The sequence below is a fragment of the Rossellomorea sp. FS2 genome (genome assembly GCF_047915635.1).
GTDB classification, from domain to species: domain Bacteria; phylum Bacillota; class Bacilli; order Bacillales; family Bacillaceae_B; genus Rossellomorea; species Rossellomorea marisflavi_A.
This window is the reverse complement of sequence record NZ_JBLRVS010000004.1, coordinates 576,409-602,175: the sequence shown is the minus strand read 5'-3', so window position 1 is coordinate 602,175 and position 25,767 is coordinate 576,409. Positions and strand designations below refer to the sequence as shown.

Sequence of the window (25,767 nt, the reverse complement as noted above, 5' to 3'; positions counted from 1 at the left end):
AAAGGAGACGATCATATGCCTTATTGTAAAGTCCGTAAAGCAGATATCTATTATGAAGAAATAGGAGAAGGCACGCCCATCATCATGATCCACGGCTATTCACCTGATCATCGTTTAATGAAAGGGTACATGGAGCCTGTATTCAATGAACGGCATGGGTGGAGGCGGATCTATATAGACCTTCCAGGAATGGGCTTGACGAAGAATTATGACGGGATAAATTGTTCCGATGATATGTTGGAAGCGGTCCATGAGTTCATTCAGACGGTCGTTCCTGATCAGAAGTACGCTATAGCGGGTGAGTCATACGGTGGTTATTTAACCAACGGCCTGATCCATAAGGATGAACATAACATCCTTGGTGCAGCATTCATCTGTCCAGTGATCAAGCCCCATCATCAGGATCGGAACGTGCCGGAGCACGAGGTTTTGAAGATCAATGAGAATTTCATAAGCACACTGAACCAGGATGAACTTGAAGACTTCAGGAGCAACAATGTGGTGCTGAATAAGTCGACGTGGGAGAGATACAACAGCGAGATCATAAGTGGAATTAGGGTGGCGGATCATGCCTTTTTGGATAAGGTCCAGGAGAATTATGGTTTTTCATTTGAAATTGGTCAATCGGTTTTTGCCAAGCCAAGCTTGTTCCTCCTCGGGAAACAAGACGCGACGGTGGGGTATCGGGATGCACTTGCATTAGAAGACAAGTATCCACGTGGTACATTTGCCGTAGTGGACCAGGCGGGGCATAACCTGCAGATTGAGCAGCCGGGGATTTTTAATGCTTTAGTGGAGGAGTGGTTGGAGCGAATGGGAACAGGCATCTGTTAATAGGCAATAATAAATGAAAAGACTTGACTTAAAGCAAGGTAAAAATAAATCACCTAGACCTCGATAAGTTAGTAAAGGAGAGCGAAAGAGTGAGTAAAAAGAAAAACAAACCCATGCCAGGGCAGATATATGCAGCTGAATTCCCCAATAAATATTGGTGCGCCCTTGGGGTACTTAGTGTAGTTGGAAATTCTTATTTGGTCTATACAACAGCGTATTATGATTTGGTACCTCCTGAAATAGATGATGCACGATTGTCTCATTTCTATTATAGCTATGACTTGTATACAAATGGTCTGATACCCACCATCTATTGGATTGACGGGAAACCCGGAGAAGGTTACAAATTAATCGGAGAGGTTGATCTAAAGGAAAAAAGCGATATTAAAGAAAGTAATACATACAGGGGAATGTGGAACAATTTTCTTCCTATCCATTTGATGAAGGATAAAGAAAAACTAGCAGAGAATGTCTATAAGGAAGAACCTACAGTGCTGGAAGCTGATTATTTTGAAGAGCTGGATGAGAAGACCTTCTGGTCGTTAATTGATCTTATTGATACGAATCAAGAGAATCCGATGGAGGTATTAATCTGTCATTTGGAAAAAATGTCTATTGAAACAATCTATGCGTTTGAAGAGACACTTAGCCACAAGCTCTTTTTACTGGATAGGCCAGAACATGCTGGAGTTGATGGTGAGTCAAAAGAATGCCTCTCACCCGATGCCTTCCTTTATGCGCGTTGTGCCGTGATCACAGAAGGTCAACATTATTTTGATCAGGTAGTCAAAGAGGCAGCGGAAATTGACTTAGAGTGGGATGCAGAAGAGCTCCTGGAAGTGGCAAGTGAAGCTTACAGTAGAAAAACCGGTGAGACCTTTGAATATGTTAGTCGTTTTGATTATGAAACTTACTCGAATACATCTGCTTGGGAAAAATGAAATAATCAGAAATGAAAACGCTGCGTTTATATAAGAGAATGCCAGGATAAAGAAGAATCCCAAGTAGGGCAATCATAATGCAATAAGTCCAAGATGGAAATTATCAAACAAAAGATAAAAGGAGAGAGTTCTTATTCTCCTGCTATTTATTAAAGGAGGTTTGAGGGGAATGCCAATTAAGCGCTTAAGAAAAATACATGATGGCCGAATTATTGTTGAGGATAATAACTTATCTTATCACTTAGAATATATTAAAGAGAACGATGAAAAAAAGCTCCAGATCACCGACTATTATTTTAAAATGGATAACCTAGATTTTTTAAGAGATTGTCCAAGGGTGGAGGAAGTTTATATTTCCAGTAGCTTCATCACTGATATTGAAGGTTTATATGATATAAAATCCCTGAAAAAATTAAGTATTCATGTTCCTGGAATCTCACTTGATTTAACGCGGTTCCCTGATTTAATAGATTTAGATATAGAATGGAATAGCAAAATGAAAGGGTTATCATCTAGAACAAGACTAAAGGAATTAATGCTTTATAATTACAAACCCAAAAATAAAAATTTAATTGAATTGGAAGAAATGTTGGACTTAACATCATTAATTATAACTCTATCCAATATTACTTCTTTTAAAGGTTGTACCTCTCCAGGGAATCTTAAGCGTTTGGAATTGAATTATTGTAGAACAGCTTTGAATTTAGATGAATTATCTAGTCTAACACTTGAAGAGATTAGTATTGAAAACTGTAAGAAACTTCTCAACATGAACTCATTAAGTAAAATAAAAACCTTGAAGAAAATTATGTTGGAAGGGTGCGGGAAAATACCTAGTATACAATTCATATCTGAAATGCCGTCACTATCCTATTTTGCTTTTGCTAAGACCGAAGTAGAAGATGGAAATTTAACACCTCTCGAAAGACTTGATTATGCTGCTTTCGATGATAAGAAACATTATTCACATTCGTATTCTGATTTTACCAATCGAAATTTATATAATTGAATTTTTCCTTTGAAAGGAATTTTACGACCATCAACCAGCTAACCAACTATATAGTCCAGGAGATCCCCGAAGATTATCCCGTTATTGCAAACGGTGCTCTGCTAAACAGGGAGGAATAGCTTATTGAATAATAAAAAAGAGGTAATTCATAACTAAAATCATTCACAACTGGAGGTTGCGAGTTGAGATTAACCAATGTATTAGATCAACACTATCATAACTACGATTTTATTTTCTTGGAAAATGCAAACTTTGATTATGTTACATGCAAGTTAGACGTATATGTACAAGATCAAAACTGGCTAATTGCTTTTCAAAAGATGGGGGTTTCGAAAGGAGGTTCTGAAACATGGATATATTATTATACAAATCTCAAGCCAGAGAGTTACGGGTTTGTGGATTGTGAAAATATTGAGCTGAATAAAAATTCGTCCAATCCTTTATTTGAAGGTACGATTACTGTAAATGAAGACGTAACCTTATACAGCTTAAATGAAAACGATTATACAGAAAATAATATTTCAATTCTGGACCAATGTTATATCGACACTTATTTGCTACGAGCTTTAAATGAACACTACCCTGATTCAATCAATTGGTTTATGCCTAGTGATAAGGTATTAAAAACAATTAATGAAACTAGTGGTTGGATTTCTTTTTACAGCACCGAATGTTGGGAACATGTGGAGGTCGAGAGTGAGGCACCAAGTGAAAATCCTTTTTTCATTTCATTAGAACGAGCTATAATCGAAAAAAATATAGCTTTAGTTGAACAAGGTAGTGGAAATACCCATTGGAGTAATTGGACTGAATATGATTTTGATAAACAAAACGATTGGGAGACGGATTTTGAAGATTATGAATAAATTTTAAATGGATTTTAAAATATTCTAATCTCCATTGTTTAGTTAGTTTATTATATTGGAAAAAAGTATGGCTATTCTATATATGATTATCTCAAAATAGTACTCGGTGTAAGAAAGAGTGGCAACTCAACTGACTTATTGTACTGTAAATATAGCAGACATCTATTATGAAGAAATAGGACAAGGCACCCCCATCATCATGATCCACGGCTATTCACCTGATCATCGTTTAATGAAAGGGTGCATGGAACCTATATTCAACGAACGGCATGGGTGGAGGCGGATCTACATAGACCTTCCAGGCATGGGCTTGACGAGGGATTATGACGGGATTAAATGTTCAGATGATATGGTGGGAGCGGTCCATGAGTTCATTCAGACCGTCATTCCTGATCAGAAGTATGTCATTGCTGGCGAATCGTACGGTGGTTATTTGACCAACGGCCTGATCCATAAGGATGAACATAACATCCTTGGTGCAGCTTTCATCTGTCCAGTGATTAAGCCCAATCATCCGGATCGGACCGTGCCGGAGCACGAGGTTTTGAAGATTGATGAGAATTTCATCAGCACACTGAGCCAGAATGAACTTGAAGACTTCAGGAGCAACAATGTGGTGCTGAATAAGTCGACGTGGGAGAGATACAACAACGAGATCATAAGTGGAATTAGGGTGGCGGATCATGCCTTTTTGGATAGAGTACAGGAGAGTTATGGTTTTTCATTTGAAATTGGTCAATCGGTCTTTGCCAAGCCAAGCTTGTTCCTCCTCGGGAAACAAGACGCGACGGTGGGGTATCGGGATGCCCTTGAATTAGAAGACAAGTATCCACATGGTACATTTGCCGTAGTGGACCAGGCAGGGCATAACTTGCAGATTGAGCAGCCGGGGATTTTTAATGCTTTAATGGAAGAATGGTTGGGGCGGGTTGAAGAAAACATCTGATATGAGGTGAGAAAACAGAACTTCTGGATATGAAGTTCTGTTTTTATTTAGAGGTACCTAGTGTGTATAACAATGAAGTTTGAGCTGTGTACACAAAGAAAAGCGAAGCAGGGCTCTCTCAGTATGTTATAGATCAGGTGAATTTAACGCCTATGTGAAATGCTCCACATATATAAGGCAAGTCCACTAATTCTTGATGGAAGACCAGATCATTTAATCGAGTCTGATCATGCCTATAGTTTATTTAGAATCATCTACATTTATAGTTCCTGAATTGGATTCTAGGGAGAGCGTATGTTCAACATTCCCCTTTTTATATGTTAAACGTTGTTTTCCATTATCAATCGTAGGATCTTTCTGGAAAGGGGTATGAATCGATCCGGATGTAGTTTGTAAATCTAGCAGAATGTTATTCATTTCCTTTTTAAAGACAATGTTGATATCACCGGTCTCAGTTTTAATATTGGTATCCTTAGTTAGTTGATTATCACTAGTCAATGTTGTATTTCCAGAAAGGGTTTCGATTTCAATCTGTTCTCCCTGAATAGAGGACAGGCGAATGCTTCCTGAATCAGACTTACTGTACAGTTTAGCAGCATGGACTTCCTTCCCTTTTATTTTTCCTGATGTAGAAATCAGGGAGATGGCATCGTGATTATTGTCAGGTATTGCTATAGTCAATGTGCTGGTTTTAAAATTGATCGGTTTTGTATCAGCAAGGCTGAAATGAATGCCTTCTTGCTTTACATCAGTGATTAATTCATCTTCGCTCTTAACCGTAATTTGATCGGTTTTTGATGGGACTACTGAAATGTTTTGTCCATCAGTTTCAACAAAAATGTTCTTTTGATCAGGGAACTCTTGGGTCTCTTCTTTGCTACAACCTGTCAAAAGAAGAGTGAGAATAAGTAGACTACTATAAATGAATTTCATTTCATTACCTTCTTCCTTTAAATAACTTTAATCGGGAACTGTATTTTAAAAACCATGGAACACCTAATGTGGCCAAAACCAAAAGGCAAGTCATGATAGCAAAGAGAAATGATGTCTTAAAAGATATAAAGTTTAAATTGGCAACATCGTTGAAAGGTCCGAGATACCACCACAACAAGTAAAGAACGTCGAATAATTTCCTTGAATGCGTAAGTGTACCGAGCATAAGGCCAAGGGCAGGGAGAAAGCCGGCAGATATTACCCAAGAGATCCAATCGCTATCTTGATTAAGATACAGTCTCAATATAATGCCTGAGAAAAAAATGAATGTTAAAAAAGAACAGGAAATCCAGGTGGATAATAGTTTTTGAATAGGCGAACGTGAAGAAAGGATTAGCGTATGAACGCCGATTTCCCGTTCCCTGTTCCCTAAGCATGCCCATAAACCAATGGGTACTAATAGAACGAATGAGTATGCGTTTTTAAACGTATCTGGTTGGAGAAATAATGTTGAGGTGAAAATTACAAGTAGAAGGAACCACCCCCATTTAGACACCCCTTTTAACAGTAACCGAGCATCGGCCATAAGCATGTTTATAAAAGAGAACCTGGCATGGTGAATGGGTGTTAATGACTCAAGGCCAATGTCACGCTTGAAAACCGGCGTTTTCTCTTTTGTACGTTTTTTTGACGGGCTGCTGTTTTGAGAAGAATGTCTAAAACGATGAAAAAGTAAGCCTGCAAGGAAGGTTAGTCCAATGGCTATCACAATCCAAAGTCCTCTTAGCAGAACATAACGGGCATTCCAATTAACCCCACCCCATTCAAAAGTCGAACTTGGTTGAGTGAGAGGATAATATCCGAAACTGCCACCTTCTGCATGATTCCCAATGTGTTGAAAAGCTGTTTGAGCTCCATTCACCATGCTTTCACGGATGATGTCGATGCCGAAGACATCTAAGAAACTAGAAGGCAAAGCGATGGTTACCACGCTCAAAAATAACCATAATCCAAAAAATAAAATATTTCCCAATGACCCTTTCAAGCCGGGGCATACATCGAACAAAACGCTCAAGGAAGCAAGGACTAAGTATGAAGGAACACATACAAGTAAGAAAGGGAGTAAATAGTGTAATAGGTGGATAGAATGTTCTTCTCCCCTGACAACCTGCATCACAATAAATCCAACTGTTAAAATACTCTGAATGAGAAGCAATACCAAATAGTTGGAGATGACTTTCATAAACATGTACTTTTGGTCGCTTATGGGGCTTGTCGCTATCAGTGAGGATACTCCAAGAGTGTAATCTTCCGTAACCTGGCTTCGAAGCTTATAGAAACCGAATAACCAAACCAGAAGCGTAGAGAGCATCGCAAGCATACCTCCAAGCCAAGCGGAATTATAGATCCCCCTGACGCCCCCTATATAAAAGACTTCGTATCCTGCGTTGTTTGCTGGTACGCATATGAAACATACCAGCAAACAAATGAGTGTGATAAAAGCAAATGACGTGGTTCTAATTTGTTTTACGAAGAGTGTTTTAATAATAGAGGATGTATTCATTTCCGATAGCCTCCAGTATAAAGAAGATAAGCATCTTCTAGGTTAGCCGATACCAAGTTCGCTTCAGGAAATGGCCTTTGATCAGAGAGTATTCGCAAATGGAGTCCGTTGCTGCGTTGGACTGAACTGCTTATTTTATAATTCCTATGATAATCTTGATAACTATCCGAAGGAATTACGCCACTCCAAACTTTCCCTTCCAATGACTGTATGATGAATTGGGGGCTCTTAAAAGCTTCTAGAGAACCATTGGCAAGAATGGCGATGTTGTCTGATATCGACTCAACATCAGAAACAATATGAGTTGATAAAATTACGATCCTATCTTCTGAAAGTGATTGGATGATATCTCTAAATTTCATACGTTCATGGGGATCAAGCCCCACCGTCGGTTCATCTACAATAAGAATGGAAGGATCATTCAATAGTGCTTGGGCAATTCCAACACGTTGCTTCATTCCACCAGAGAATCCACCGATTGGTCGTTTGCGATCTTGATGGAGGTTAAGTTGTTCGAGTAGTCCCTCTATCCGCTTTTTTGAAGAACGATGGTCTAACCCTTTTAAAGCAGCTATGTATTGTAAAAATTCAATAGGAGTAAGATTGGGATACACTCCAAAATCCTGGGGGAGATAACCTAGTACTTTTCTGTATCTGTTGATTTGCTCTTCCAGAGAGGCCCCGTTCCATGTCACAGTACCTCCGCTAGGTTGTTCAATACCTGCTAATATCTTCATGAAGGTTGATTTCCCAGCCCCATTAGGACCAAGAAGTCCAGTGATTCCAGGTTTTAGGTTTATGGATAGATCGTTAATAGCTGTTTTATTAGTATAGAGTTTTGATAGATTCTGAATGGATAGTTGCATATCATTTTCACCTCTGAATTTAATTCTTCTTCCTAAATAAATGTAAGCCACTAAAGTAAATAGAAAGTAAACCAGAAGGAAAAAGAAAGTAATTTTGGTCAGTACACATGAAGATAATGGTATTATTTACATATAACATGAATGTGGACGGAGGATAGAAATGAATAAAGAAAAAATACTGATTGTCGACGACGAAGTCGGGCTGATCAAGCTATTGGAAGTAACACTAACAAAGGAAAGATTCTCACATATAACCTCCTGTGTGAACGGAAAGGACACCCTTTTAAAAGTTCAAGCTGAAGAATTTGATCTGATCCTTTTAGATGTGATGTTACCGGATATGGATGGTTTTGAAGTATGTAGAGAAATACGCAAGTACTCGGAAGCTCCCATTATTTTTATAAGTTCCTGCTCAAGTGATTTTGATAAATTAACTGGTCTCGGAGCCGGTGGGGATGACTACATTACGAAACCATTCAACCCATTGGAAGTTGTTGCACGAGTCAAAGCGATATTCAGGAGGAAAAAGATGTATGAAGCACGTTCCATACCGAAGAGCAGTCAAACAAGCCTCACTTACGGGAACATATTACTTACCCCTTCAGAAGCAAGGCTGGTGGTTGAAGAGAGGGAAGTAGAGTGTACTGCAAAAGAAATGGATCTGCTCACGTTTTTTCTGCAACACCCGAATCAAGTGTTTTCGAGCGGGGAATTGTATGAGCGCGTTTGGGGTGAAGATGTATTTGGTGAGGAAAAGACTGTCACCATATATATATCCAGAATCCGAAAGAAGATTGGTGACAACACTAGGAATCCATTCCTTATTGTTAATCTGAGGGGAATTGGGTACAAGTTCGTGCCTCCTATACCTTCTCCATGATTAGAACGAAGGTGATGTTCGTCTTATATTTCATAATAGGGTTAATTACATGGTTGATAAGCATGGGACTGACATCCATGCTAACGATGGAAGTACTCCTTCCTTCTACGGGAGTGACAGAGCAGAGCCCCTTTTATGATGTCCTTGTATTGCTTACCTTCCTCATTAATGTAGTGGGGTGGAGCATTCTATTCTCTTGGTATTTTGGGAGCCCATTATCTGTCATGGCTAACGGAGTGATGAACTTGCACAAAGGTGATGGGTCAGAGGTGATCAAAAAGGCTTATTCCCGTAGCGGCAGGTTAAAAACCAGGTTCCGATTATATAAGGAAGTAATTGTGTCTATTGAACAATTGTCTGACGATCTTGAAAAGCTTGCTAAGGACAGGATTAAGCTTGAAAAAGAAAAAAAGGAATGGATGGCGGGAATTTCACATGATTTAAAAACCCCTCTTACCTATATGAAGGGATACTCGGCCCTTCTTCTAAATGAAGGGTATGAGTGGTCAAGTGAAGAAACCCGAAGTTTCCTTGAAGAGATAGAGAAAAAGTCGAATCATATGGAAGGGCTGATTAATGATTTGAGTATAACCTTCCAAGTCGAAGAGAACTTACCAATAAATAAAGAACTAGTGGAAATGAATGGGTTTATGAAGGGGATTCTTTCTCCTTTAAACGCTGATCCTCGTTTTCAGACACCGCCTTTCAGCATAGATGACTCATCCAGCGAAATATGGGTCCGAATGGATAAAAGATGGATTGAGAGGGCCGTGCATAACCTACTGATGAATGCAATTAACCATAATCCTCCAGATACTTTTGTTCAGGTTCAATTAACAACTGAATCCAACAGCTGTATTCTACTTATAACGGATAATGGGGTGGGAATGGATGATGAGACCATTAAGAACCTCTTTAAGAGGTATTACCGGGGAACAAATACGGAGATTTCTTCGGGCACTGGATTAGGGATGGCAATTGCCCGAGATTTAATTGAGGCAAATGGAGGAACTGTCAGTGTGGAAAGCCAAATCAAGATTGGAACGACTATAAAAGTACAATTACCGTGTAATTCCGAACCCCATCCAGTTGAGGATTCTTAAAAGGTGAGATGATTTTCAAATAAGGTCTACTCGTAAATATACGTAACGGTCGACTCTACGATATAGTTATTTGTAGGAAAGCGACAAAACAGGCTGCCGATCACTCGGTAGCCTGTTTTAGGTTGCGCCTATTCAGCTCTTTGTACAATAGAGCCTTGCTGACACCCGTTTCGGTGGCAATCTCGGAAATTGTCATTAAAGTGTCGATCATAAGAGGATACTAAGGTTATTATTTCTTTTGCTTCGAATAAAACTCGGCTGCTTTTTTGCGGTTTCCGCAAAGCTCCATGCTACACCAACGTCTCTTTCCTGCTTTAGATGTATCGACGAAATAGAGTTTACATTCTTCATGATTACACTTTCGAATACGCTCGAGAGAAGTGTTTTCGAAAGTATTCATCATGGACTCCATAATATTGTACATTACGTGATCTTCAACTGTTTTCCCCTCGAAATTCATTTTCAATTTATCATTTTTTGAATTAATGGTTGGGTTGATTTGCAGATTTTCGACAACTTTTTTAATTCTATTGGTTGTTTCGAGCGAAAGCTCTCCTCTTTGGGTGATCTCGGACAATATGATGTTACATACAGTACGGATTGATTGAAGTTCAACAATTAAGGAATCTAATGATTCTTTTTGTTCTAAATGTAATTCATCAGACTCTCGCAATAGATTATTTTCCTTCAGCCATTGAAGTGCACTTGATGCATTAGCTAAGATGTCAATCTCTTGTTTATTAGAGATGTAAGTTGTATTGACAAGGTTTATCCATAAGGCCCCACCTAAAGTGAATATTGATTTATCCATGATTTCATCACCTCATTGTAATTATAACCGTTAAAATAGTTTTGACAAGTTATATAATCTGATGTAACTTTGAGTATAACTTCTAAAACTTTTTTTTAGTGGTTATAAAATCGTTTGTAATGGCTTTTCCATTGGGAGCTCTACATTCGATTGCCCCTTTTAGAAGTAAAAATATAAGCTTATGAGGTGGTAGTATGTTAGTAACTCACAAAAGTATTAGTATCAAGGGCGTAAATATCTTCTATCGAGAAGCTGGTCAACCGGAAAATCCAACAATTTTATTGCTTCATGGTTTTCCTTCCTCTTCTCATATGTATCGAAACTTAATACCGGAACTAATGGAGGAGTTTCATGTGGTGGCGCCAGATTATCCGGGATTTGGGAATAGCGATCAGCCAGAAATAAATGAATTCGAATACACATTTAGTAACTATGCCTCCCTCATTAATGAGTTTGTCGAGCAATTAAACGTAGAGAAATTTAGTATTTATGTACATGATTATGGTGCCCCAGTAGGGTTTAGGTTGGCATGCCAACACCCTGAGCGAATTCAGGCTATTGTAACTCAAAACGGAAATGCTTATGAAGAAGGGTTAATGCCAGCCTGGGATCCTGTACGCACATACTGGGAAAATCCTACTGAGGAAAATAAAAATAAAATAAGATTCCTATTATCTTCAGAATTTACAAAATATCAATATATAAACGGTACTCGTAATCCCGAACATATTAGTCCGGACGCTTGGAATATGGATCAGTTTGTTCTGAATCGTCCAGGAAATGACGAGATACAGCTTGCTTTGCAATACGACTATAGAAACAACATAAAGCAGTATTCAAACTGGCACGAATTCTTCAGAACATACCAGCCACCTACACTCGCTATATGGGGTAAAAATGACATGTTTTTCGGACCAGAAGGTGCTCTGGCATTCCAGAGGGATCTTGATGATTGCGAAGTGCATTTATTGAATACAGGCCATTTCCCATTAGAAGAAGATTTGAAAACGAGTGCCACTTTAATTAAACAGTTCCTGCAAGCTCGTCTTTAATGACAAAAGAGTGGGAACAGGGAACAATTCATTTCAAAAAAGTAAAAGGAGCCTTGCAAATGGATTTGATTTGCAAGGCTCCTTTTGTTTGTGAAGAGTCTTATGAATTCTTTTGATAATGTAAATACAGAAGGAAAGCGATAAAACAAGATGCCGGCTACTCGGTTGCTTGTTTTAGGTTCCGTTTATTTAGCCCTTTGTACAATAACGACTTACTTACCCCCGTTTTCGCGGTGATTTCTTAAATCGTCATCTCCCGTGCATCATATAAGGATAGGGCATACCAGTTCTTTTCCGTATTCATCTTAGGTCTTCCCCCGCGTCGTCCCCTAGCGCGAGCTGTGGCCAATCCTGCAGCCGTTCGCTCACGGAATATGTTTCGCTCTAATTCTGCCACGACTCCACTCATCCCGAACATAGCCTTGCCGATCTCCGTCCTCATGTCCAGTTGCTCCCGAGATACTTACGAGCTCTACGTCCTCTTGCCGAAGACGATCGGCAATTTCAATCAGCTGTTTCTGACTCCTTGCTAATCGGTCCAATTTATAGACCACCAACGTATCACCAGGTCTGTCCCATTTTCCACCAGGTTCTTTTTCGGCATAAATTCCCTCAACCCCATATTTCTTTAGGCCGTCTTTTGGCAACTCGAGGGACTGATCTTTCGTCGACACCCTCATTTATAAGTATCTTTTCTAACTGTGTAATTCCTTTCTTAATCCGATCGAGATCTTCATATGCAAACGAAATTCTAATATGCTGACCTGCCTCATTCTCCGAATAAATTGAGCCTGGATTGATTAGGACCCCTCTTTTCATCGCTCTTCTAAAGAGATTCTTTGAGATGAAAGGTTTTTTGATGGTGAGCCATATGAAGAAGCCACCTGTAGGCACGGTCCAATCCGCATAGTCACTCAGATGTTCGTCCAGGTATGTGAGGACCGCATCCCTTCTGGTCTTCAATGCTGCACGGACGTTCGCCCCATGGCTTTCATGGTAGCCACTTCCTAACCATTCCGCAGCAACATATTGGGAGAGGGAGCTGGATCCGTAGTCCGATTGCATCTTGAGATCGGCCAGTCGGTTGATGACAGGTTCAGGACCCACGACCCACCCGATCCGAAGTCCGGGGCTCAAGGATTTAGATAGACTTCCTAGGTATAGGACGCTTCCATGCTGATCCATTGATTTGAGCGAAGGGGGCGGTGGTGCATCAATCCAGAGCTCCTGATAGATATCATCTTCAATGATGGGAAGCTGATTTTCTTCACAAAAGCGTATCAGCTCTTTTCGCTTACGAAGAGGCATGACAGCCCCGGTCGGGTTATGAAAATTGGGAATGGTGTAAAGGGCCTTCTTCTTATGGAAATCAGCAAAGCCTTTTGTGGTAAGCCCGTATTGATCCATGTTGAAACCCTTCAGTTCAATCCCGAGCGATTGGAAAAGCGTTAGGGAGTATAAGTAGGAGGGCAACTCTAAATAAAGGGTTGAATGCCTCCGCAAAAGACCGAGGGCAATCAGGTGAAGTCCTTGGAGTGCCCCGGAGACGATAAGAATGGAAGAGGGGGATACTTTCAAGCCGTTCTTCGATAGGTGAAGGCTAATCTCCTCCCGTAGTCGCTCGTTTCCTTTGGGCTCCTCGTACCCGAATGTCTTGAAATCGGTCGCCATCTTCGTCATGACGGTTTGCATCTCCCTTTTGGGAAAGAAGGAGGGGGATAGCTCTCCTTTGCTCAGCTGGATCAGGTCCGGATTGGATTCTTCGTCGTTGATGGTTTGGACGGTTTGGAGGCTTGATTTCAAGGGGCCAAGTTGCAGGTTTTCGTTCCAGTTTTTCAGGGAGCCTTGTCCTAATAATGTCCAGCTGCTGTTCGTGACAATCGTGCCGACACCGGTCTTCCCTTCGACCAACCCCTCAGCGGTCAGTTCTTCTAAAGCGGTGATGACCGTACTTCTATTCACTCGGAATTCTTCTGAAAGCTGGCGCTGACTGGGGATCTTGGTTCCGACCGCCCATTCGCCGTTGGTGATTTTCTGCTTGATATGCTCCGCTATGAGCCGGTACTTTGGATTCTTCATCGATATCTCCTAATCAATTGGTTGGGTACAAGTTGGTTAAGTGGTTGGAGTAAGTGTATCAATAATCCTCTATCATGGGAAACATCCACCATCAATGGTTGGTATTTTAGTGAATAGAGGGAGTGCAATGAAGATTGGAATAAAACTGAAGTTACTCTTGGCCCATGCCGCCACGCTCATCCTGTGGGCGTCGGCCTTCCCGGTCATCCGGGTGGGTCTCCATGGTTATTCTCCCTATCATCTATCCCTTCTCAGGATGTTGATAGGATCGGCTTTCCTCATCATTCCGGCTATGATTTTTAAGATAAAGTTGCCGGAGCGCAAGGATCTACCTATCATCCTGTTCATGGGTGCAGTGGGATTCGGGGTGTATCACGTCGGATTGAACATTGGTGAGCGTACGGTCAGTTCGGGGGTGGCCAGCGTGCTTGTCTCGACGACACCGATCTTGACCGCCATTCTGGCCGTACTCTTGTTCAAGAGAAAGTGGGGAAGATGGAAAGCATTCGGGGCATTGATCAGCATGGCTGGCATCATCATCTTATCGCTGAAAGGGGAAGGGGAGGTTATTGGGTACGGTGTCTGGTTTATCTTGTTGGCATCACTGGGAGAAAGCATCTACTTTGTCATTCAACATCGATTTCTTGAGAAATATGGAGTTATCCCCTTCACGATCTACACGATCTGGGCAGGAACATTATGCATGCTGATCTTCCTTCCAGGTCTCGGGTCTGAGATCGTTCAGGCTGATGCTTATTCAACAGTGGCAGTTGTGTATTTAGGCGTATTCCCAACCGTCATCCCCTACTTTGCCCTGGCGTATGTGACCTCCCACTCGGGTGCCGCTGAAGCGACCATGCCCCTATTCCTCACACCTGTCCTATCGTTCCTCATGGGGTGGGCGCTATTAGGAGAAGTACCGACATTTGTGGCCATTTGGGGCTGCGTGTTGACCCTGGCAGGAGTACTGCTTTCATGTGTGAAAGAACAGTCCGTGAATCAAGTCTTTGAAAATGGTAGACTTTAACTATCCCAACTTAAAGGAGAGATCATCATGAATATCCAACGAGCCACGACGAAGCAGCTAGAAGAAGTAGCCATCCTGTTTAATGAGTACCGCATGTTCTACAATCAGCCATCGGATCTTGCAGGTGCACGAACGTATCTGAAAGATCGCCTGTCTGGGAATGATTCTGTCATTTTCCTAGGCTTTGAAGGGGAAAAGGCAATAGGCTTCACCCAGCTCTACCCGACCTTTTCGTCCATCGGCATGAAAAGGGCATGGATTCTGAATGATTTATTTGTTGCGAAGGATGCAAGGAGGAAGGGGGTTGGGGATGCTTTGCTTCAGGCAGCGAGAGCGCATGCTGTGGAAACGGGGGCATCCTCACTCAGCCTCAGCACCGCACCCGATAACCTGGAAGCCCAGCGGTTATATGAACGGAATGGGTACAGGCAAGATGAAACATTTCTTCATTATGAGTTGAGTCTATAAACGGTAAAGGAGGGGTCATCATGTTGAAACATTTAACCGTCATCGTCACCGGTGCCGCCTCAGGAATCGGGAAAGAGGTCGTGAAATCCTGTCTCCAAGAAGGTGCCAGCGTAATCGGATGTGACATTAATCGAGAAGGGCTCAAAGCATTGATCCAAGAGCTGGGGACAGAAAAACTACATACGTATCAACTTGATGTAAGCAGCCATCAGGAGGTTTCGGACTTTTTCGCATGGGTGAGCGAGAAACACCCGACCATAAATGGGTTGGTCAATAATGCTGGGATCTATCTTGCAAAGAATCTGTTGGATTACACTTCTGAGGAGGTCGATCAGGTGATGAGCATCAACGTGAATGGGGCTCTCTTCTTCACGAAGTTCTTCGCCAAGAATATCCTTGAACAAAATCAAACCGGTGTCATTGTGAATCTATCATCTGTATCCGGGATGGAAGGAAGCTCTGACGCAGTGTACGGAGCATCAAAGGCGGCCCTCCTTGGGTTGACGAAAAGCAGTGCCATGAATTTCTCCCCTTCGATCCGGGTGAATGCAGTGGCTCCCACCATGGTATTCACCCCTATGATGGACTCCATTCCTGATTGGAGGAAGGAAGAATACGTCAATCATCAGTTGATCAAGACGCCAGTGACGCCGGAGGACGTGGCGGATACAGTAATATTTTTGCTTTCTGACAAATCAAAGCACTATACGGGTGCGACATTTGATTTGAATAATGGTGGGTATCTCAGATGACCACCATCAATCAGTACGGTTTTTTTCTCCCCACTCACACAACTGTTCCAATAATGGCAATAGGGATTCACCTTTGGGTGTAAGACTGTACTCTACTTTAGGCGGGATTTGAGGATATTCCTTTCGTTTGACCATCCCGTCTGCTTCCAACTCTTTCAGTTGTGAACTCAATGTTTTAAAGGTGATCGCTCCGATTCTTCTTTTCATGTCATTAAAGCGAACGGGTTGATTTTCCGCAAGGAGATACAGAATCAGCATCTTCCATTTACCTCCAATGACGGATAACGTATACCCGAAGGATGTCTCTTGAATCGTTCCCTTTTCGTTAAATTCAGCCATACTCATGTTGACACGATCCTTTCTGATAGTCCCTATCTTTATTGTGCGTACTGTTTTTCTCTTTGTTTCCATTTTATACTGACCTTACATTGAGATAAAGGAGAGGATCACATGTCACATGTTAAAACCTACAACCACAATTTATGGGATCACGGGATTACCCAAGGATACAGCGTCAACGGAACGATTTATGTTTCTGGTCAATTTTCACACGATCAGGAGGGAGCGTTTGTGGGCAAGGGGGATATTGAAGCTCAGATCCTTCAAACATTTGAGAACCTCGATCGGGTATTGAAGGAATTCGATGTCACGAAGACCAATCTTGCATATGTGGAAGTCTTTCTGACTCATCCGGAAGAGCACTCCGATTCGGTCATCCAACTGTTCAAGGAATACTTGGGGCAGCACAGACCGGCCGGCAGCCTTATCGGTGTGACTCATCTGGCGTTCCCGGAGCAATGGATTGAAGTCAAAGCTGTGGCACACGCTCAATAAACTCTATTTTCAACACAGGAGTCTTATGTCGGTTTCTACACAGCCCCGCCCCTACAACCGTCTAAGGCGGATGGTGGATCCAAAAGTCGTATGCTTTGGAAATGCTTCCATCCTTTCCTTGACAGGAATGAAAGACCGCTTTACAATAAAACTGAACGATCAATCAGGAAAAAGAATGAGCAATCAAAAGTGTAGAGGCTGGTAAGGATGAAAAATAAACAATATTTAATCGCGGATGCACGCAAAGAACAAATTATTTTAGCTGCAATAGAGGTATTAAGGGATTTTGGTTATGTCAACACGAGTCTCTCGAAGATTGCCAGTAAAGCGAAAACGAGCACAGGATTGATCTCCTACCATTTCTCGGGTAAGGAAGAATTGATGAACAGTACGCTGCTTTATCTGGTCGAAGAAGAGAAACGCTATATCCTGGATGAAGTGGAGAAAGAACAAACGTATTTGGGGAAGTTGATGGCGTTTATCGAAGCGGGAATAGCCTACCGCGGTACGAAGCGGGAAAATACGACGGCCCTGTTGGAAATTGTCTTTAATGTCCGCACACCAGATAACGTTCCTTATTTCAGGATGGAAATGAATCCGGAGGAAGAGTTGAATCTGTTGTTAGAGGAGATCTTATTCGAAGGACAGAAAACAGGTGAATTCAGCAGCACGGATCATAAAGTCGTCGCCATGATCATTAGAGGGGCGATCTCCCTATCCATGTCCTTGCCGCAAGATGAAGAGGATGTACGATTCGAAGGGTACAGTGAAAAGGTGAAGGAAAACGTATTGAAAATGTTGAAGTAGCGTTGGCGACCACTATGAGTATGCTGGGTGCAGGACTCTCCTGTACCTGGTAGGGGTCGTTGTCCAGCTGTATAGGTTATTTTTTTACTTAAAAACTGATTGAACAGTCAGTATTTAAAACGGTCAGTCAGTAAATTCATCCGTGCTACAGAAAGGAGACGTCATGTTCCGTTCACACCGAATCCGGAAACGTTTGAAGAAGCTGAAAAAAGTGAAGGAGGGGGATGGCCATCGTTTAAAACCGTATCGACTTTGGAATATGTTCACCCATTCATTATTTCATATGACCATTAAGAATCCTGATGGAGAGACAACACATTACGCATTGAAGTCCAAGTATTTCACGGAAGAACCGAGGGTTGATCTGTATCGCGAGGGCAGGCATATTGCTTATTCCAAGCTTCCCGCAGTCCTGCCGGTAGAGCGTGGCATCATGGAAGTCACGACAAGTTCAACGGGCATCAACGGTATCCATTATCGTACGGATCACGAAGATATATTTACAGTGTATCCGGATAAGCGTTCGATTAGAGGCTTCCGTTGGTGGGTTCATCAACGACTTCCAAGGCTCAGCACATGGATTGGATGGGGCGCGATCGTCACGTTATTAAGCTCACTTTCCATCGGATCGATCCAGCTCATGGACACACTCTCGAATATTCCATGGGTGTCTGAGCAGATCGGGACGTTCAACACCCCAATCAGCCTATCCGCCTCGTCAAACGTTACGATTGGCGTTGCAGCGGTTCTTGCCGGCACAGAGCGCACCCTCATGTTACGGAATCATTGGTTAGTAGATATCGAGACGGTGAATTGGGGGGAGTAGATCGGGAAATGGTCTACTGCCGAGAGATGAAACGAAAGGATGGAGAATCGTATGATGAAACGCGTATTGTCCCTTAGCCTACTGTTCGTCGTGATGGTGGTCACCGGTTGCTCAAGCGCTGGAAACGAGTCGGCTAAAAGCGGAGGAGAAGGGGGACGGGATACCAAGCAGGAATCAGGAGAGGACCTCCATTATGATGGCGATAGTGGGTTCCTATGGAAGGTGGTCCATGGTGACACGACCCTATATGTGCACGGAACCACCCATTTGGGGCATGAAGACTTTTATCCCCTTGCTCCGGAGATCGAAGAAGCGTATGAGCATTCCGATGTTGTACTCCCGGAAATCAATATGTTTGAAGTGGACGTAGATGAAAAAGAAACACTCAAGATGGCATCATTCGAAGATGACACAACGCTGAAAGACGTGTTATCGGAAGAATCCTACACAAAACTTTCTAAAATATTTAAAGACAACGGCATGGATGTGGAGGATTATACCGATTATCAGCCTTGGTATGTCGAAAGTGTGTTGGCCCAATTGAATTATACGAAAAGTGAGCTGACCCCTGAGTATGGCGTCGATCTGTATTTCCTTCAACGTTCGTTAGCAGACAAAAAAGAAATCGTTGAACTCGAGAGCGTTACGATGCAGAATGAACTGCTGCGGAATTTCAGCATGGACACACAGGTGCTGACGTTAGAGAATTCCATACACACCTATGAAGATATTCCTGCCTTCTTAGATCTAATCGGGTACAACTGGATTCACGGAAAGAATGAGGCGTTAACGGAACAGCTCCAGGCAGGTTTCGAGGACATGGGAGACGAATATAAGCAGGCCGTCAATGATACCCGGAATGTCCACATGGCCGACAAGCTGGATGAAATCTTACAAAAAGATGATGGGAAGACCTACTTTGCGATCATCGGTTCCGCTCATGTGTTAATCGATCCAAGTGTACCTGGTGAGCTTGAAGAGAAAGGGTATCGTGTTGAGCGAATCGATTGATCTAGCGATGAATAAAAAACATGAACGGGAGAAGGAACGGCACCTAAACCATTGGTAGCAGGTCTGATTATGGATAGCCATCCCATCACACGTGTCTGTAGTATAGAAAGAAAGAGGTGATGGTATTGAATAAGAAAATCCTTACGGTCACGATGTTTACCTTACTGGTCCTGATGACGCTATCTGCCTGCATGAAGCCGGAGAAAACAACCGAACCTTCCACCCAAAAGGAAGCGGAGGAGAGCACCGATCTGGATGAGACGTTTGCCACGATCGAAAGTGAATATGACGCCCGGGTCGGGGTCTATGCCATCGATACGGGGTCTGATCAGACCATCGATTATCGATCAGAAGAGCGCTTCGCCTTTGCCTCCACTTACAAGGCGTTGGCTGCGGCACTTGTATTGAAGCAAAATACCATGGAAGAACTGGAGGAGGTCATCACGTACACTGAGGATGACTTGGTTTCATACTCTCCGATAACGGAAAAACATGTTGATACCGGCATGACCCTGGCGGAACTAAGCGAGGCGGCGGTCCGGACCAGTGACAACACGGCCGGTAACTTACTTTTTGAGGAACTGGGAGGCCCTGAACAATTCCAGCAATCTCTAAGGGAGATCGGCGATGACGTGACACAATCGGATCGATACGAGACGGCTTTGAATGAATTCACCCCGGGAAATACCCGTGACACCAGCACTCCGGCGGCCCTTGCCACGAGTCTTCAAGGATTTGCAGTGGGCGACCTGCTTACGGACGATAAGCGCGAACTTCTACTGGATTGGATGCAAGGAAATGCGACGGGAGATACACTGATCCGGGCCGGCGCACCTGAAGGCAGGACGGTCGCTGATAAGAGCGGGGCCGGAAGATACGGGACGAGAAATGATATCGCCGTGGTCTGGCCGCCAGATCGGGAGCCGATCATCCTCGCCATCATGACCCGTCATGATACGGAGGATGCCGAGTATGACGATGCGCTGATTGCCGAGGTGGCCGAAGCTACGCTTAACGCCCTCAAGTGATGGCCCATCGTACATCAAGAAAGAGGTGTTGGAATGAAGTCGATCTTATTGATTGGACAGTCGAATATGGCAGGAAGAGGATTCATGGAGGATGTGTCTCCGATCTACAATGAGCATATCAGCATGCTGCGAAATGGTAGATGGCAGATGATGGCTGAGCCCTTGAATGTGGATCGTCACGTAGCCGGAGTTGGACCGGGGGCCTCATTCGCTCAAGCCTGGACAGAGGATCACCCCGGGGAATCCATCGGATTGATCCCCTGCGCCGAGGGTGGAAGCTCGATCGATGAGTGGACACCTGATGGGATCCTGACCAGACATGCCATTTCCGAAGCAAGATTTGCCATGGAATCAAGTGAACTCGTCGGTATTCTGTGGCATCAGGCAGAAAGCGACAGCTACGGTGGACGCTATGAAACGTATAAGGAAAAGGTATGTTCATTATTCAACCACTTGCGGGGGGAATTGAATGCTCCCGAGATCCCCATTATTATGGGGGAATTGGGAGAGTACCTTGGGGAATCAGGATTCGGAAAGAGTGCGGTGGAGTATAAGCAACTAAACGAGGTGTTAGCTGACGTTGCCCATTCCGAAGAACATACGTATCTAGTAACCTCACAGGGGTTGACGGCCAATCCCGACGGCATTCATATGAATGCCATCTCGCAAAGGAAATTCGGATTGAGGTACTATGAAGCATTCTTGAACCGAACGAATGTGATAGACAAAGTGGTTCAAGAAGACGGATGGATTGAACGAACAACGAATCGTGCGCGGACGAAAAATGAGGAGATCTTTGCTCAGACGTCTAAATTGGTATTGGGAGAAACGAGTTTTGAAGAGTTTACCGCCTTTATATCCACTATGAAAGCAGGTAACTAGTCAAACCAAAGGGAGAATGGGGCAGTTATTGTAGGGACCCACAGATTCAGCATCATGATAGTAGGAGGATATGAACTTACGTGATCCTCTTCTTCAGTTCATCAAGCTCTTCCCTTAGCTGCTGATTTTCCTTTTTGATCTTTAATACTTCTGAGATCGTAAATAACATTGTTGACAATGTAAGTAATAAAATAATATCAAAAACACCCATGCCAATCCTCTCCTTTATGATTATTCGATTCAGGTGATATGGTAACAGATATTGGTAATTGGTTCAATGGGTTTTATGAGGTGTAGAAGATCGAATTTCAGAAAAAGTCGGTTCCCTGTCATCAGGAAACCGACTTTTTGTCCTTCTTCCAGCCTATCACATGCACTGGCTATATTCCCTTACATCCTCCACGACCCGTTTCATTGTCTGTTGCCAGAAGGCAGGCTGGGACAGGTCGATGTTGAAGTGCTTCTTCGCCAGTTCTTCCAGTGGCAACATGCCGGTTTCACTCAGGAACGACTGGAAGCTGTGGGCAAATCCGTCGTGCTCGTGGGCAAGCTCCAGTAGGCCGATGCTGAAGAGGAAGCCGAAGGAGTAGGGATAATTATAGAAGGAAAGGTCAGCCCGGAAGAAGTGCGGGTATTTCATCCACAGGCACGGTTCGTATTCTTTTAATCTGTTTCCATACGCTTTTTGTTGCGAGGCGAGGAGGAGAGCTTCCATCTCCTCTGCCGGGAGCGGTCCTGATTTTCGCTTTTCATAAAAGGCCGTTTCAAATAGATAGGCAGCCCGGATAGACATCAAATAGTTGATGCTTCGCTCCACTTTCCAGCCAAGGATGGATTTTTTGATGGCCGGGTCATGTGTCCCTTGGATGACCTCATCGATCAGGGCCGTTTCAAACAGGATCGAAGCGCTCTCGGCCGTGGTCATTTCAAGCGTTTCTTCCAGTGAGCGAAGGGTGTTCCTGGTTTTCATCTGCTTGAAATGCCAGGCATGGCCAAGCTCATGGGCCAGTCGTCTTGCACTATCCAGGCTGTTGTCATAGCTGAGGGAAATCCTTGACTCTCCTTGAGCGAGGAACGGTGCACAGAAGCCGCCGGATGGTTTTCCGGGGCGGGCTTCCGCATCCACCCAGCCGTTTGAGAGGGCTTCTTTTACAAAGTCCGTCATCCTGGGATCGATGGTTTTGAGGGAGGTCAATATCCCTTCGATTGCCTGTGGGAACGGGACCTTTGGTGAAGCATCTTCAGGTGACGTCATAAGCTCCAGCCAAGACAGTTTTTCTTTACGGTGCTCTTTCGCTTTGATGGTGAGGTATGCGGAGAACCCATCCAGATGGGCATCGACTGCGTCCCACATGGCTTGAAGGGTCGCACCGGAAATCCCATTCGCGGCAAGGGAGTCATCAAGGTAGTCGACATGGTCCTGCTTGTGATCCTCGAGCCTCGACCCGACCATTTCGTTATAAATGGACGCTGCTTCAGGAGCCTTTTCCTGTAGCGCGCGGTTCAGACCCTGAAATGCGCGCTCCCTGATGGCGGGATCAGCATGGGTCATGGCGATTTTATTGGCTTCAGAAAAAGGCAAAATCGTTTCGCCTTCTCCGAGATCGGCATGTACGGTCAGGTTCCTGACTTCATCGAGATAACGTTCTTCAAGGGACTTTAAGGCTGTTAGGGAACCGGCCGACCTGTTCCTGTAGGTTAGTTCAGCTATGAAAAGACGGTTGGGAATGGTCTTAGACCAGCCCTCCCGTTGAGCGTGGCTCATGGTGTCAAGCAATTCCTGCCAGTTGGAGCGGATGGTACGGGCCTCTGACGTTAAGGATGTGATCGTGGAGTGGAATGACGATAATGTAGTGGGGGCGATTTCTTCCACCGTCAGGCAGTAATAGAAGGATTCGGCTGAATCAAGGTATTGGATGATGTCAGAAAGGCGACGTATATCCTGTTCCTCGGGCATTTCCGTTGAATTGAACGAACGCAAGGTTTCCCCACTCGTGTTCAACTGTTGGTCCCACCGGTCCATATCAAGTCCTGATAAAAGGGTGTTCAGATTCCAGCGCGTGGGTTTGTAAAGCGTTTTCATTTTACATCCTCCTTCAAAGGTAGGTCTGTTTTCCCCATACCATAATCATCCAAATGTTTGATTGATGGCGATGGGGAAAAGGACTATAATTTGGAAAGCGTCATGGTTTAGACACAAACAGCAGGGGGGAGGCGGTAATTGGTAAGCATGCTAAACATATGACTCAATCGGATGTTCGAATATCTGTATAATGATGGTAGAATAAGTATATTCGTTGGCGTCAAAAATTTATTTTTTGAAGATTAGCATACAAATATAAATAGGTAAGGGGGGATTTGAAATATGTTTGTTAAAATGTATCAATATCATATCCAAGAAGATAAAGTAGATAAATATTTCCAAATTCAAGAAAAAGCATCCGTGGTTTATAGCCAATATATTGAATCACATACAATGTACTTAAACAGCAAAGCTGATAATACAAGATGGATAGAAATAACGAGGTATAAAGACGAGAAAGAATACATTAAAAGTTTGAAATTAATAAATCAACAAGAAGAAATCCAAAAATTATTTCAATCATTTCAATCCCTTTTATTAACAGGTAAAGATGAAATCATTGAAGAAGACTTTGAAATTTACATAAAAAAAGGGGAATGGAAATGAAGAAAGCAGCCTTCTTATTGGTTTCACTAGTCATGATGACGCTTGCGGCTTGTGCACAGGAGCAAGATCAGTCGTCAGCAAAAGAGGATACGAAACAAGTAAGCGAACAGAAAACGGATGAAAGCAACAAGGAGAGCGCAAAAGGTGAGGCGCAGGAAGCCAAGGCAGAACCTGAAGACAGTAAAAGCGAACCTGCAACCAGTGCTCCGACAGAAACAAGCATCAATGGGGACATTGACTACAGCGACTATAAACTGATCGAAGTCGACGGCGGGGACAGGTCCGGTGATCGTGAGCCCAACGTCCGTGTGGATATCGGATTCGGTGACAGGGAGTACTGGGCGTTCACCAATGAATATGGACAGTTGATCCGCGTGGAGGCGAAGGAAATCATTCTTCAGGATGATAAAACGGAGCCGGTCAAGTCGTCAGGCAGGTATTATTACGATGAAGCCAATGTTCCGGGGACGGAGCGTTCCTACCTCGACCAGGGGCATGTGATCGCCGACTCACTGGGCGGAGTGTCCAATGCCTATAACATCACGCCTCAGGACAGCACCCTCAACCGTCACGGGGATCAAGCTTACATGGAAAAAGTGATCCGCGATGCCGGAGGAGTGACAAACTTCGTGGCAAAGATCAGCTATCCAGATACAGAAACACAGATTCCCGATCATTACACGTATACATACATCATGAAGGGAAGAACCGTGACGGATGACTTCGATAACGTGAACCCGGATGACGTGAATGCACGAGCAGAAGCCGAACCTGCAGCGGCTCCAGAGGCTGACGCAACACAGGAAGGCACTCATGACATCAGTAAGGTTGATACGGATCATAACGGCAGGGTGACGATTGCTGAAGCGAAAGCGGCCGGATTCAAGATGCCGATCACGAGGGATTCTTGGCTCTATGAATATATGGATGACCGCGATGGTGATGGGATGGTCGGAGAATAAGGTCTACATGGGAATGAGTGTCATCCCATTACGACAGATAAAAGCCTGGCTGCAGCCAGGCTTTTCCTATTCCGGTCGAATCATGGTTCGGTGCGGATCTTTTTCAAGAACAAGTAACAGATGCTCGATGAGACGCCGACCGCCAAGACCCCATAAAGTCCAGAAATAAATGCAGTAAAACCGAACAGGATATGCAGCATTAAGAACAAGTACTGGTTATTCCTCTCTAACTCCATCATCGTCGTTTTTTGTTCAAATCTGGAGATCAGGATGGCAAATAAAAGGGCTGTCAGATACCATCCGAGAAAGTTTTGGGAAGGAATGTCGTAATACAATCCGCCATCGGCCCAGATCCAGTAGGATTTTACATTGGCCGCCACGGGATCGATGGCCAGGTCCAACCACACGGCAAAAAGTGGAACCAGTATCACGGTCCTGTGACGAAAGGAGAATAACTTAGAAAAGGCAAGACTCGCTCCCATGACCGATAGCCACGCCGGTCCCATTGTGATCGGTACACCGAGGAACATCAGTCCAAAATCTGCTTCATATGTATACTCACCGAATATCAGGCCGGTGTGGGTACCGATGGACTCT

29 protein-coding genes are annotated in these 25,767 nt (G+C 43.5%); 19 read left to right on the top strand and 10 right to left on the bottom strand.

Features of this window, described 5'->3' with window-relative positions:
* Positions 1-15: 15 nt before the first annotated feature.
* The 5 genes from ACNA6I_RS14000 to ACNA6I_RS13980 all read left to right on the top strand — a co-directional run bounded on the left by ACNA6I_RS14000 (position 16) and on the right by ACNA6I_RS13980 (position 4,596).
* Positions 16-834 (top strand): alpha/beta fold hydrolase, encoded by an 819-nt coding sequence (locus ACNA6I_RS14000; RefSeq protein ID WP_416313591.1) that lies wholly within the window; start codon positions 16-18, stop codon positions 832-834.
* A gap of 89 nt (positions 835-923) precedes the next feature.
* Positions 924-1,775 (top strand): DUF4240 domain-containing protein, encoded by an 852-nt coding sequence (locus tag ACNA6I_RS13995; protein WP_416313590.1) that lies wholly within the window; start codon positions 924-926, stop codon positions 1,773-1,775.
* A gap of 169 nt (positions 1,776-1,944) precedes the next feature.
* Complete coding sequence (locus ACNA6I_RS13990) at positions 1,945-2,784, top strand: hypothetical protein (protein WP_416313589.1); 840 nt, start codon at positions 1,945-1,947, stop codon at positions 2,782-2,784.
* Positions 2,785-2,966: 182 nt separating this feature from the next.
* Positions 2,967-3,650, top strand: a complete 684-nt coding sequence (locus tag ACNA6I_RS13985) for a DUF7003 family protein (protein ID WP_416313588.1) — start codon at positions 2,967-2,969, stop codon at positions 3,648-3,650.
* 130 nt (positions 3,651-3,780) lie between these two features.
* The gene (locus tag ACNA6I_RS13980; RefSeq protein WP_416313773.1) at positions 3,781-4,596 is read left to right on the top strand and encodes an alpha/beta fold hydrolase; all 816 of its coding nucleotides are present in this window, start codon (positions 3,781-3,783) and stop codon (positions 4,594-4,596) included.
* 240 nt (positions 4,597-4,836) lie between these two features.
* Here the strand turns inward: ACNA6I_RS13980 and ACNA6I_RS13975 are convergent, their stop codons facing one another.
* Genes ACNA6I_RS13975 through ACNA6I_RS13965 form a run of 3 tightly spaced genes read right to left on the bottom strand, consistent with a single transcriptional unit; the run spans position 4,837 to position 7,959 of the window.
* On the bottom strand, positions 4,837-5,529 hold the full coding sequence (locus ACNA6I_RS13975; protein WP_079514932.1) for a DUF4097 family beta strand repeat-containing protein: 693 nt from the start codon (positions 5,527-5,529) through the stop codon (positions 4,837-4,839).
* 4 nt (positions 5,530-5,533) lie between these two features.
* Positions 5,534-7,093 carry a hypothetical protein gene (locus tag ACNA6I_RS13970; protein ID WP_416313587.1) on the bottom strand — a complete coding sequence of 520 codons (1,560 nt, stop codon included), beginning with the start codon at positions 7,091-7,093 and terminating at the stop codon, positions 5,534-5,536.
* On the bottom strand, positions 7,090-7,959 hold the full coding sequence (locus tag ACNA6I_RS13965) for an ABC transporter ATP-binding protein (RefSeq protein WP_079514934.1): 870 nt from the start codon (positions 7,957-7,959) through the stop codon (positions 7,090-7,092). The genes ACNA6I_RS13970 and ACNA6I_RS13965 overlap by 4 nt, the downstream gene beginning before the upstream one ends.
* Before the next feature lie 160 nt (positions 7,960-8,119).
* Between ACNA6I_RS13965 and ACNA6I_RS13960 the strand changes: the two genes are divergently transcribed.
* Positions 8,120-8,839 (top strand): response regulator transcription factor, encoded by a 720-nt coding sequence (locus tag ACNA6I_RS13960; protein WP_079514935.1) that lies wholly within the window; start codon positions 8,120-8,122, stop codon positions 8,837-8,839.
* Entirely contained in the window at positions 8,836-9,942 is a 1,107-nt protein-coding gene (locus tag ACNA6I_RS13955) for a sensor histidine kinase (RefSeq protein WP_079514936.1), read from the top strand. Before ACNA6I_RS13960 ends, ACNA6I_RS13955 begins: the two co-directional genes overlap by 4 nt.
* A 229-nt stretch (positions 9,943-10,171) precedes the next feature.
* On the opposite strand, the gene ACNA6I_RS13950 is transcribed toward ACNA6I_RS13955, so the two are convergent.
* Positions 10,172-10,753, bottom strand: a complete 582-nt coding sequence (locus ACNA6I_RS13950; RefSeq protein WP_079514937.1) for a CGNR zinc finger domain-containing protein — start codon at positions 10,751-10,753, stop codon at positions 10,172-10,174.
* Positions 10,754-10,947: 194 nt separating this feature from the next.
* Between ACNA6I_RS13950 and ACNA6I_RS13945 the strand changes: the two genes are divergently transcribed.
* Positions 10,948-11,805, top strand: a complete 858-nt coding sequence (locus ACNA6I_RS13945) for an alpha/beta fold hydrolase (RefSeq protein WP_252265901.1) — start codon at positions 10,948-10,950, stop codon at positions 11,803-11,805.
* Positions 11,806-12,046: 241 nt separating this feature from the next.
* On the opposite strand, the gene ACNA6I_RS13940 is transcribed toward ACNA6I_RS13945, so the two are convergent.
* Genes ACNA6I_RS13940 through ACNA6I_RS13930 form a run of 3 tightly spaced genes read right to left on the bottom strand, consistent with a single transcriptional unit; the run spans position 12,047 to position 13,884 of the window.
* Positions 12,047-12,247 carry a recombinase family protein gene (locus ACNA6I_RS13940; protein WP_416313586.1) on the bottom strand — a complete coding sequence of 67 codons (201 nt, stop codon included), beginning with the start codon at positions 12,245-12,247 and terminating at the stop codon, positions 12,047-12,049.
* Complete coding sequence (locus tag ACNA6I_RS13935; RefSeq protein ID WP_416313585.1) at positions 12,171-12,485, bottom strand: recombinase family protein; 315 nt, start codon at positions 12,483-12,485, stop codon at positions 12,171-12,173. Before ACNA6I_RS13935 ends, ACNA6I_RS13940 begins: the two co-directional genes overlap by 77 nt.
* Positions 12,418-13,884, bottom strand: a complete 1,467-nt coding sequence (locus ACNA6I_RS13930; protein ID WP_416313584.1) for a PLP-dependent aminotransferase family protein — start codon at positions 13,882-13,884, stop codon at positions 12,418-12,420. The genes ACNA6I_RS13935 and ACNA6I_RS13930 overlap by 68 nt, the downstream gene beginning before the upstream one ends.
* Before the next feature lie 127 nt (positions 13,885-14,011).
* On the opposite strand from ACNA6I_RS13930, the gene ACNA6I_RS13925 reads away from it, so the two are divergent.
* Genes ACNA6I_RS13925 through ACNA6I_RS13915 form a run of 3 tightly spaced genes read left to right on the top strand, consistent with a single transcriptional unit; the run spans position 14,012 to position 16,131 of the window.
* Positions 14,012-14,911 (top strand): DMT family transporter, encoded by a 900-nt coding sequence (locus ACNA6I_RS13925; RefSeq protein ID WP_063190975.1) that lies wholly within the window; start codon positions 14,012-14,014, stop codon positions 14,909-14,911.
* A 27-nt stretch (positions 14,912-14,938) separates the two neighbouring features.
* Positions 14,939-15,379 (top strand): GNAT family N-acetyltransferase, encoded by a 441-nt coding sequence (locus tag ACNA6I_RS13920; protein ID WP_048005500.1) that lies wholly within the window; start codon positions 14,939-14,941, stop codon positions 15,377-15,379.
* 20 nt (positions 15,380-15,399) lie between these two features.
* Positions 15,400-16,131 carry an SDR family NAD(P)-dependent oxidoreductase gene (locus ACNA6I_RS13915; RefSeq protein WP_416313583.1) on the top strand — a complete coding sequence of 244 codons (732 nt, stop codon included), beginning with the start codon at positions 15,400-15,402 and terminating at the stop codon, positions 16,129-16,131.
* A gap of 6 nt (positions 16,132-16,137) precedes the next feature.
* On the opposite strand, the gene ACNA6I_RS13910 is transcribed toward ACNA6I_RS13915, so the two are convergent.
* Positions 16,138-16,476, bottom strand: coding sequence for a winged helix-turn-helix transcriptional regulator (locus tag ACNA6I_RS13910; protein ID WP_048015352.1), 339 nt, complete (start codon positions 16,474-16,476; stop codon positions 16,138-16,140).
* Positions 16,477-16,581: 105 nt separating this feature from the next.
* Here ACNA6I_RS13910 and ACNA6I_RS13905 point away from each other — a divergent pair, with 105 nt between their 5' ends.
* The 6 genes from ACNA6I_RS13905 to ACNA6I_RS13880 all read left to right on the top strand — a co-directional run bounded on the left by ACNA6I_RS13905 (position 16,582) and on the right by ACNA6I_RS13880 (position 21,519).
* The gene (locus ACNA6I_RS13905) at positions 16,582-16,965 is read left to right on the top strand and encodes a RidA family protein (RefSeq protein WP_416313582.1); all 384 of its coding nucleotides are present in this window, start codon (positions 16,582-16,584) and stop codon (positions 16,963-16,965) included.
* A gap of 207 nt (positions 16,966-17,172) precedes the next feature.
* Entirely contained in the window at positions 17,173-17,772 is a 600-nt protein-coding gene (locus ACNA6I_RS13900) for a TetR/AcrR family transcriptional regulator (RefSeq protein ID WP_416313581.1), read from the top strand.
* A gap of 193 nt (positions 17,773-17,965) precedes the next feature.
* The gene (locus ACNA6I_RS13895; RefSeq protein ID WP_416313580.1) at positions 17,966-18,598 is read left to right on the top strand and encodes a hypothetical protein; all 633 of its coding nucleotides are present in this window, start codon (positions 17,966-17,968) and stop codon (positions 18,596-18,598) included.
* 51 nt (positions 18,599-18,649) lie between these two features.
* Positions 18,650-19,609: a TraB/GumN family protein gene (locus tag ACNA6I_RS13890; RefSeq protein WP_416313579.1), complete on the top strand. Its 960-nt coding sequence runs from the start codon at positions 18,650-18,652 to the stop codon at positions 19,607-19,609.
* A gap of 173 nt (positions 19,610-19,782) precedes the next feature.
* On the top strand, positions 19,783-20,637 hold the full coding sequence (gene bla, locus ACNA6I_RS13885) for a class A beta-lactamase (protein WP_416313772.1): 855 nt from the start codon (positions 19,783-19,785) through the stop codon (positions 20,635-20,637).
* Between the two features lie 33 nt (positions 20,638-20,670).
* Positions 20,671-21,519, top strand: a complete 849-nt coding sequence (locus ACNA6I_RS13880) for a sialate O-acetylesterase (RefSeq protein WP_416313578.1) — start codon at positions 20,671-20,673, stop codon at positions 21,517-21,519.
* A 367-nt stretch (positions 21,520-21,886) separates the two neighbouring features.
* Here the strand turns inward: ACNA6I_RS13880 and ACNA6I_RS13875 are convergent, their stop codons facing one another.
* Entirely contained in the window at positions 21,887-23,602 is a 1,716-nt protein-coding gene (locus ACNA6I_RS13875) for a M3 family metallopeptidase (protein WP_416313577.1), read from the bottom strand.
* Positions 23,603-23,884: 282 nt separating this feature from the next.
* Between ACNA6I_RS13875 and ACNA6I_RS13870 the strand changes: the two genes are divergently transcribed.
* Both ACNA6I_RS13870 and ACNA6I_RS13865 read left to right on the top strand, forming a co-directional pair.
* The gene (locus ACNA6I_RS13870; protein ID WP_416313576.1) at positions 23,885-24,208 is read left to right on the top strand and encodes a hypothetical protein; all 324 of its coding nucleotides are present in this window, start codon (positions 23,885-23,887) and stop codon (positions 24,206-24,208) included.
* Entirely contained in the window at positions 24,205-25,170 is a 966-nt protein-coding gene (locus tag ACNA6I_RS13865; RefSeq protein ID WP_252265910.1) for a DNA/RNA non-specific endonuclease, read from the top strand. The genes ACNA6I_RS13870 and ACNA6I_RS13865 overlap by 4 nt, the downstream gene beginning before the upstream one ends.
* 80 nt (positions 25,171-25,250) lie before the next feature.
* On the opposite strand, the gene ACNA6I_RS13860 is transcribed toward ACNA6I_RS13865, so the two are convergent.
* Positions 25,251-25,767 (bottom strand): carotenoid biosynthesis protein (locus tag ACNA6I_RS13860; protein WP_416313575.1); only part of this gene is annotated, 517 nt, incomplete at its 5' end.

Coding starts and splice junctions, on each gene's coding strand:
- ACNA6I_RS13945 (WP_252265901.1), top strand. CDS start 10,948: ATGTTAGTAACTCACAAAAGTATTAGTATCAAGGGCGTAAATATCTTC.
- ACNA6I_RS13880 (WP_416313578.1), top strand. CDS start 20,671: ATGAAGTCGATCTTATTGATTGGACAGTCGAATATGGCAGGAAGAGGA.
- bla (WP_416313772.1), top strand. CDS start 19,783: ATGACGCTATCTGCCTGCATGAAGCCGGAGAAAACAACCGAACCTTCC.
- ACNA6I_RS13865 (WP_252265910.1), top strand. CDS start 24,205: ATGAAGAAAGCAGCCTTCTTATTGGTTTCACTAGTCATGATGACGCTT.
- ACNA6I_RS13905 (WP_416313582.1), top strand. CDS start 16,582: ATGTCACATGTTAAAACCTACAACCACAATTTATGGGATCACGGGATT.
- ACNA6I_RS13900 (WP_416313581.1), top strand. CDS start 17,173: ATGAAAAATAAACAATATTTAATCGCGGATGCACGCAAAGAACAAATT.
- ACNA6I_RS13965 (WP_079514934.1), bottom strand. CDS start 7,959: ATGCAACTATCCATTCAGAATCTATCAAAACTCTATACTAATAAAACA.
- ACNA6I_RS13960 (WP_079514935.1), top strand. CDS start 8,120: ATGAATAAAGAAAAAATACTGATTGTCGACGACGAAGTCGGGCTGATC.
- ACNA6I_RS13920 (WP_048005500.1), top strand. CDS start 14,939: ATGAATATCCAACGAGCCACGACGAAGCAGCTAGAAGAAGTAGCCATC.
- ACNA6I_RS13875 (WP_416313577.1), bottom strand. CDS start 23,602: ATGAAAACGCTTTACAAACCCACGCGCTGGAATCTGAACACCCTTTTA.
- ACNA6I_RS13915 (WP_416313583.1), top strand. CDS start 15,400: ATGTTGAAACATTTAACCGTCATCGTCACCGGTGCCGCCTCAGGAATC.
- ACNA6I_RS13975 (WP_079514932.1), bottom strand. CDS start 5,529: ATGAAATTCATTTATAGTAGTCTACTTATTCTCACTCTTCTTTTGACA.
- ACNA6I_RS13955 (WP_079514936.1), top strand. CDS start 8,836: ATGATTAGAACGAAGGTGATGTTCGTCTTATATTTCATAATAGGGTTA.
- ACNA6I_RS13950 (WP_079514937.1), bottom strand. CDS start 10,753: ATGGATAAATCAATATTCACTTTAGGTGGGGCCTTATGGATAAACCTT.
- ACNA6I_RS13910 (WP_048015352.1), bottom strand. CDS start 16,476: ATGAGTATGGCTGAATTTAACGAAAAGGGAACGATTCAAGAGACATCC.
- ACNA6I_RS13870 (WP_416313576.1), top strand. CDS start 23,885: ATGTTTGTTAAAATGTATCAATATCATATCCAAGAAGATAAAGTAGAT.
- ACNA6I_RS14000 (WP_416313591.1), top strand. CDS start 16: ATGCCTTATTGTAAAGTCCGTAAAGCAGATATCTATTATGAAGAAATA.
- ACNA6I_RS13925 (WP_063190975.1), top strand. CDS start 14,012: ATGAAGATTGGAATAAAACTGAAGTTACTCTTGGCCCATGCCGCCACG.
- ACNA6I_RS13940 (WP_416313586.1), bottom strand. CDS start 12,247: ATGAGGACGGAGATCGGCAAGGCTATGTTCGGGATGAGTGGAGTCGTG.
- ACNA6I_RS13930 (WP_416313584.1), bottom strand. CDS start 13,884: ATGAAGAATCCAAAGTACCGGCTCATAGCGGAGCATATCAAGCAGAAA.
- ACNA6I_RS13970 (WP_416313587.1), bottom strand. CDS start 7,093: ATGAATACATCCTCTATTATTAAAACACTCTTCGTAAAACAAATTAGA.
- ACNA6I_RS13935 (WP_416313585.1), bottom strand. CDS start 12,485: ATGAGGGTGTCGACGAAAGATCAGTCCCTCGAGTTGCCAAAAGACGGC.
- ACNA6I_RS13990 (WP_416313589.1), top strand. CDS start 1,945: ATGCCAATTAAGCGCTTAAGAAAAATACATGATGGCCGAATTATTGTT.
- ACNA6I_RS13890 (WP_416313579.1), top strand. CDS start 18,650: ATGATGAAACGCGTATTGTCCCTTAGCCTACTGTTCGTCGTGATGGTG.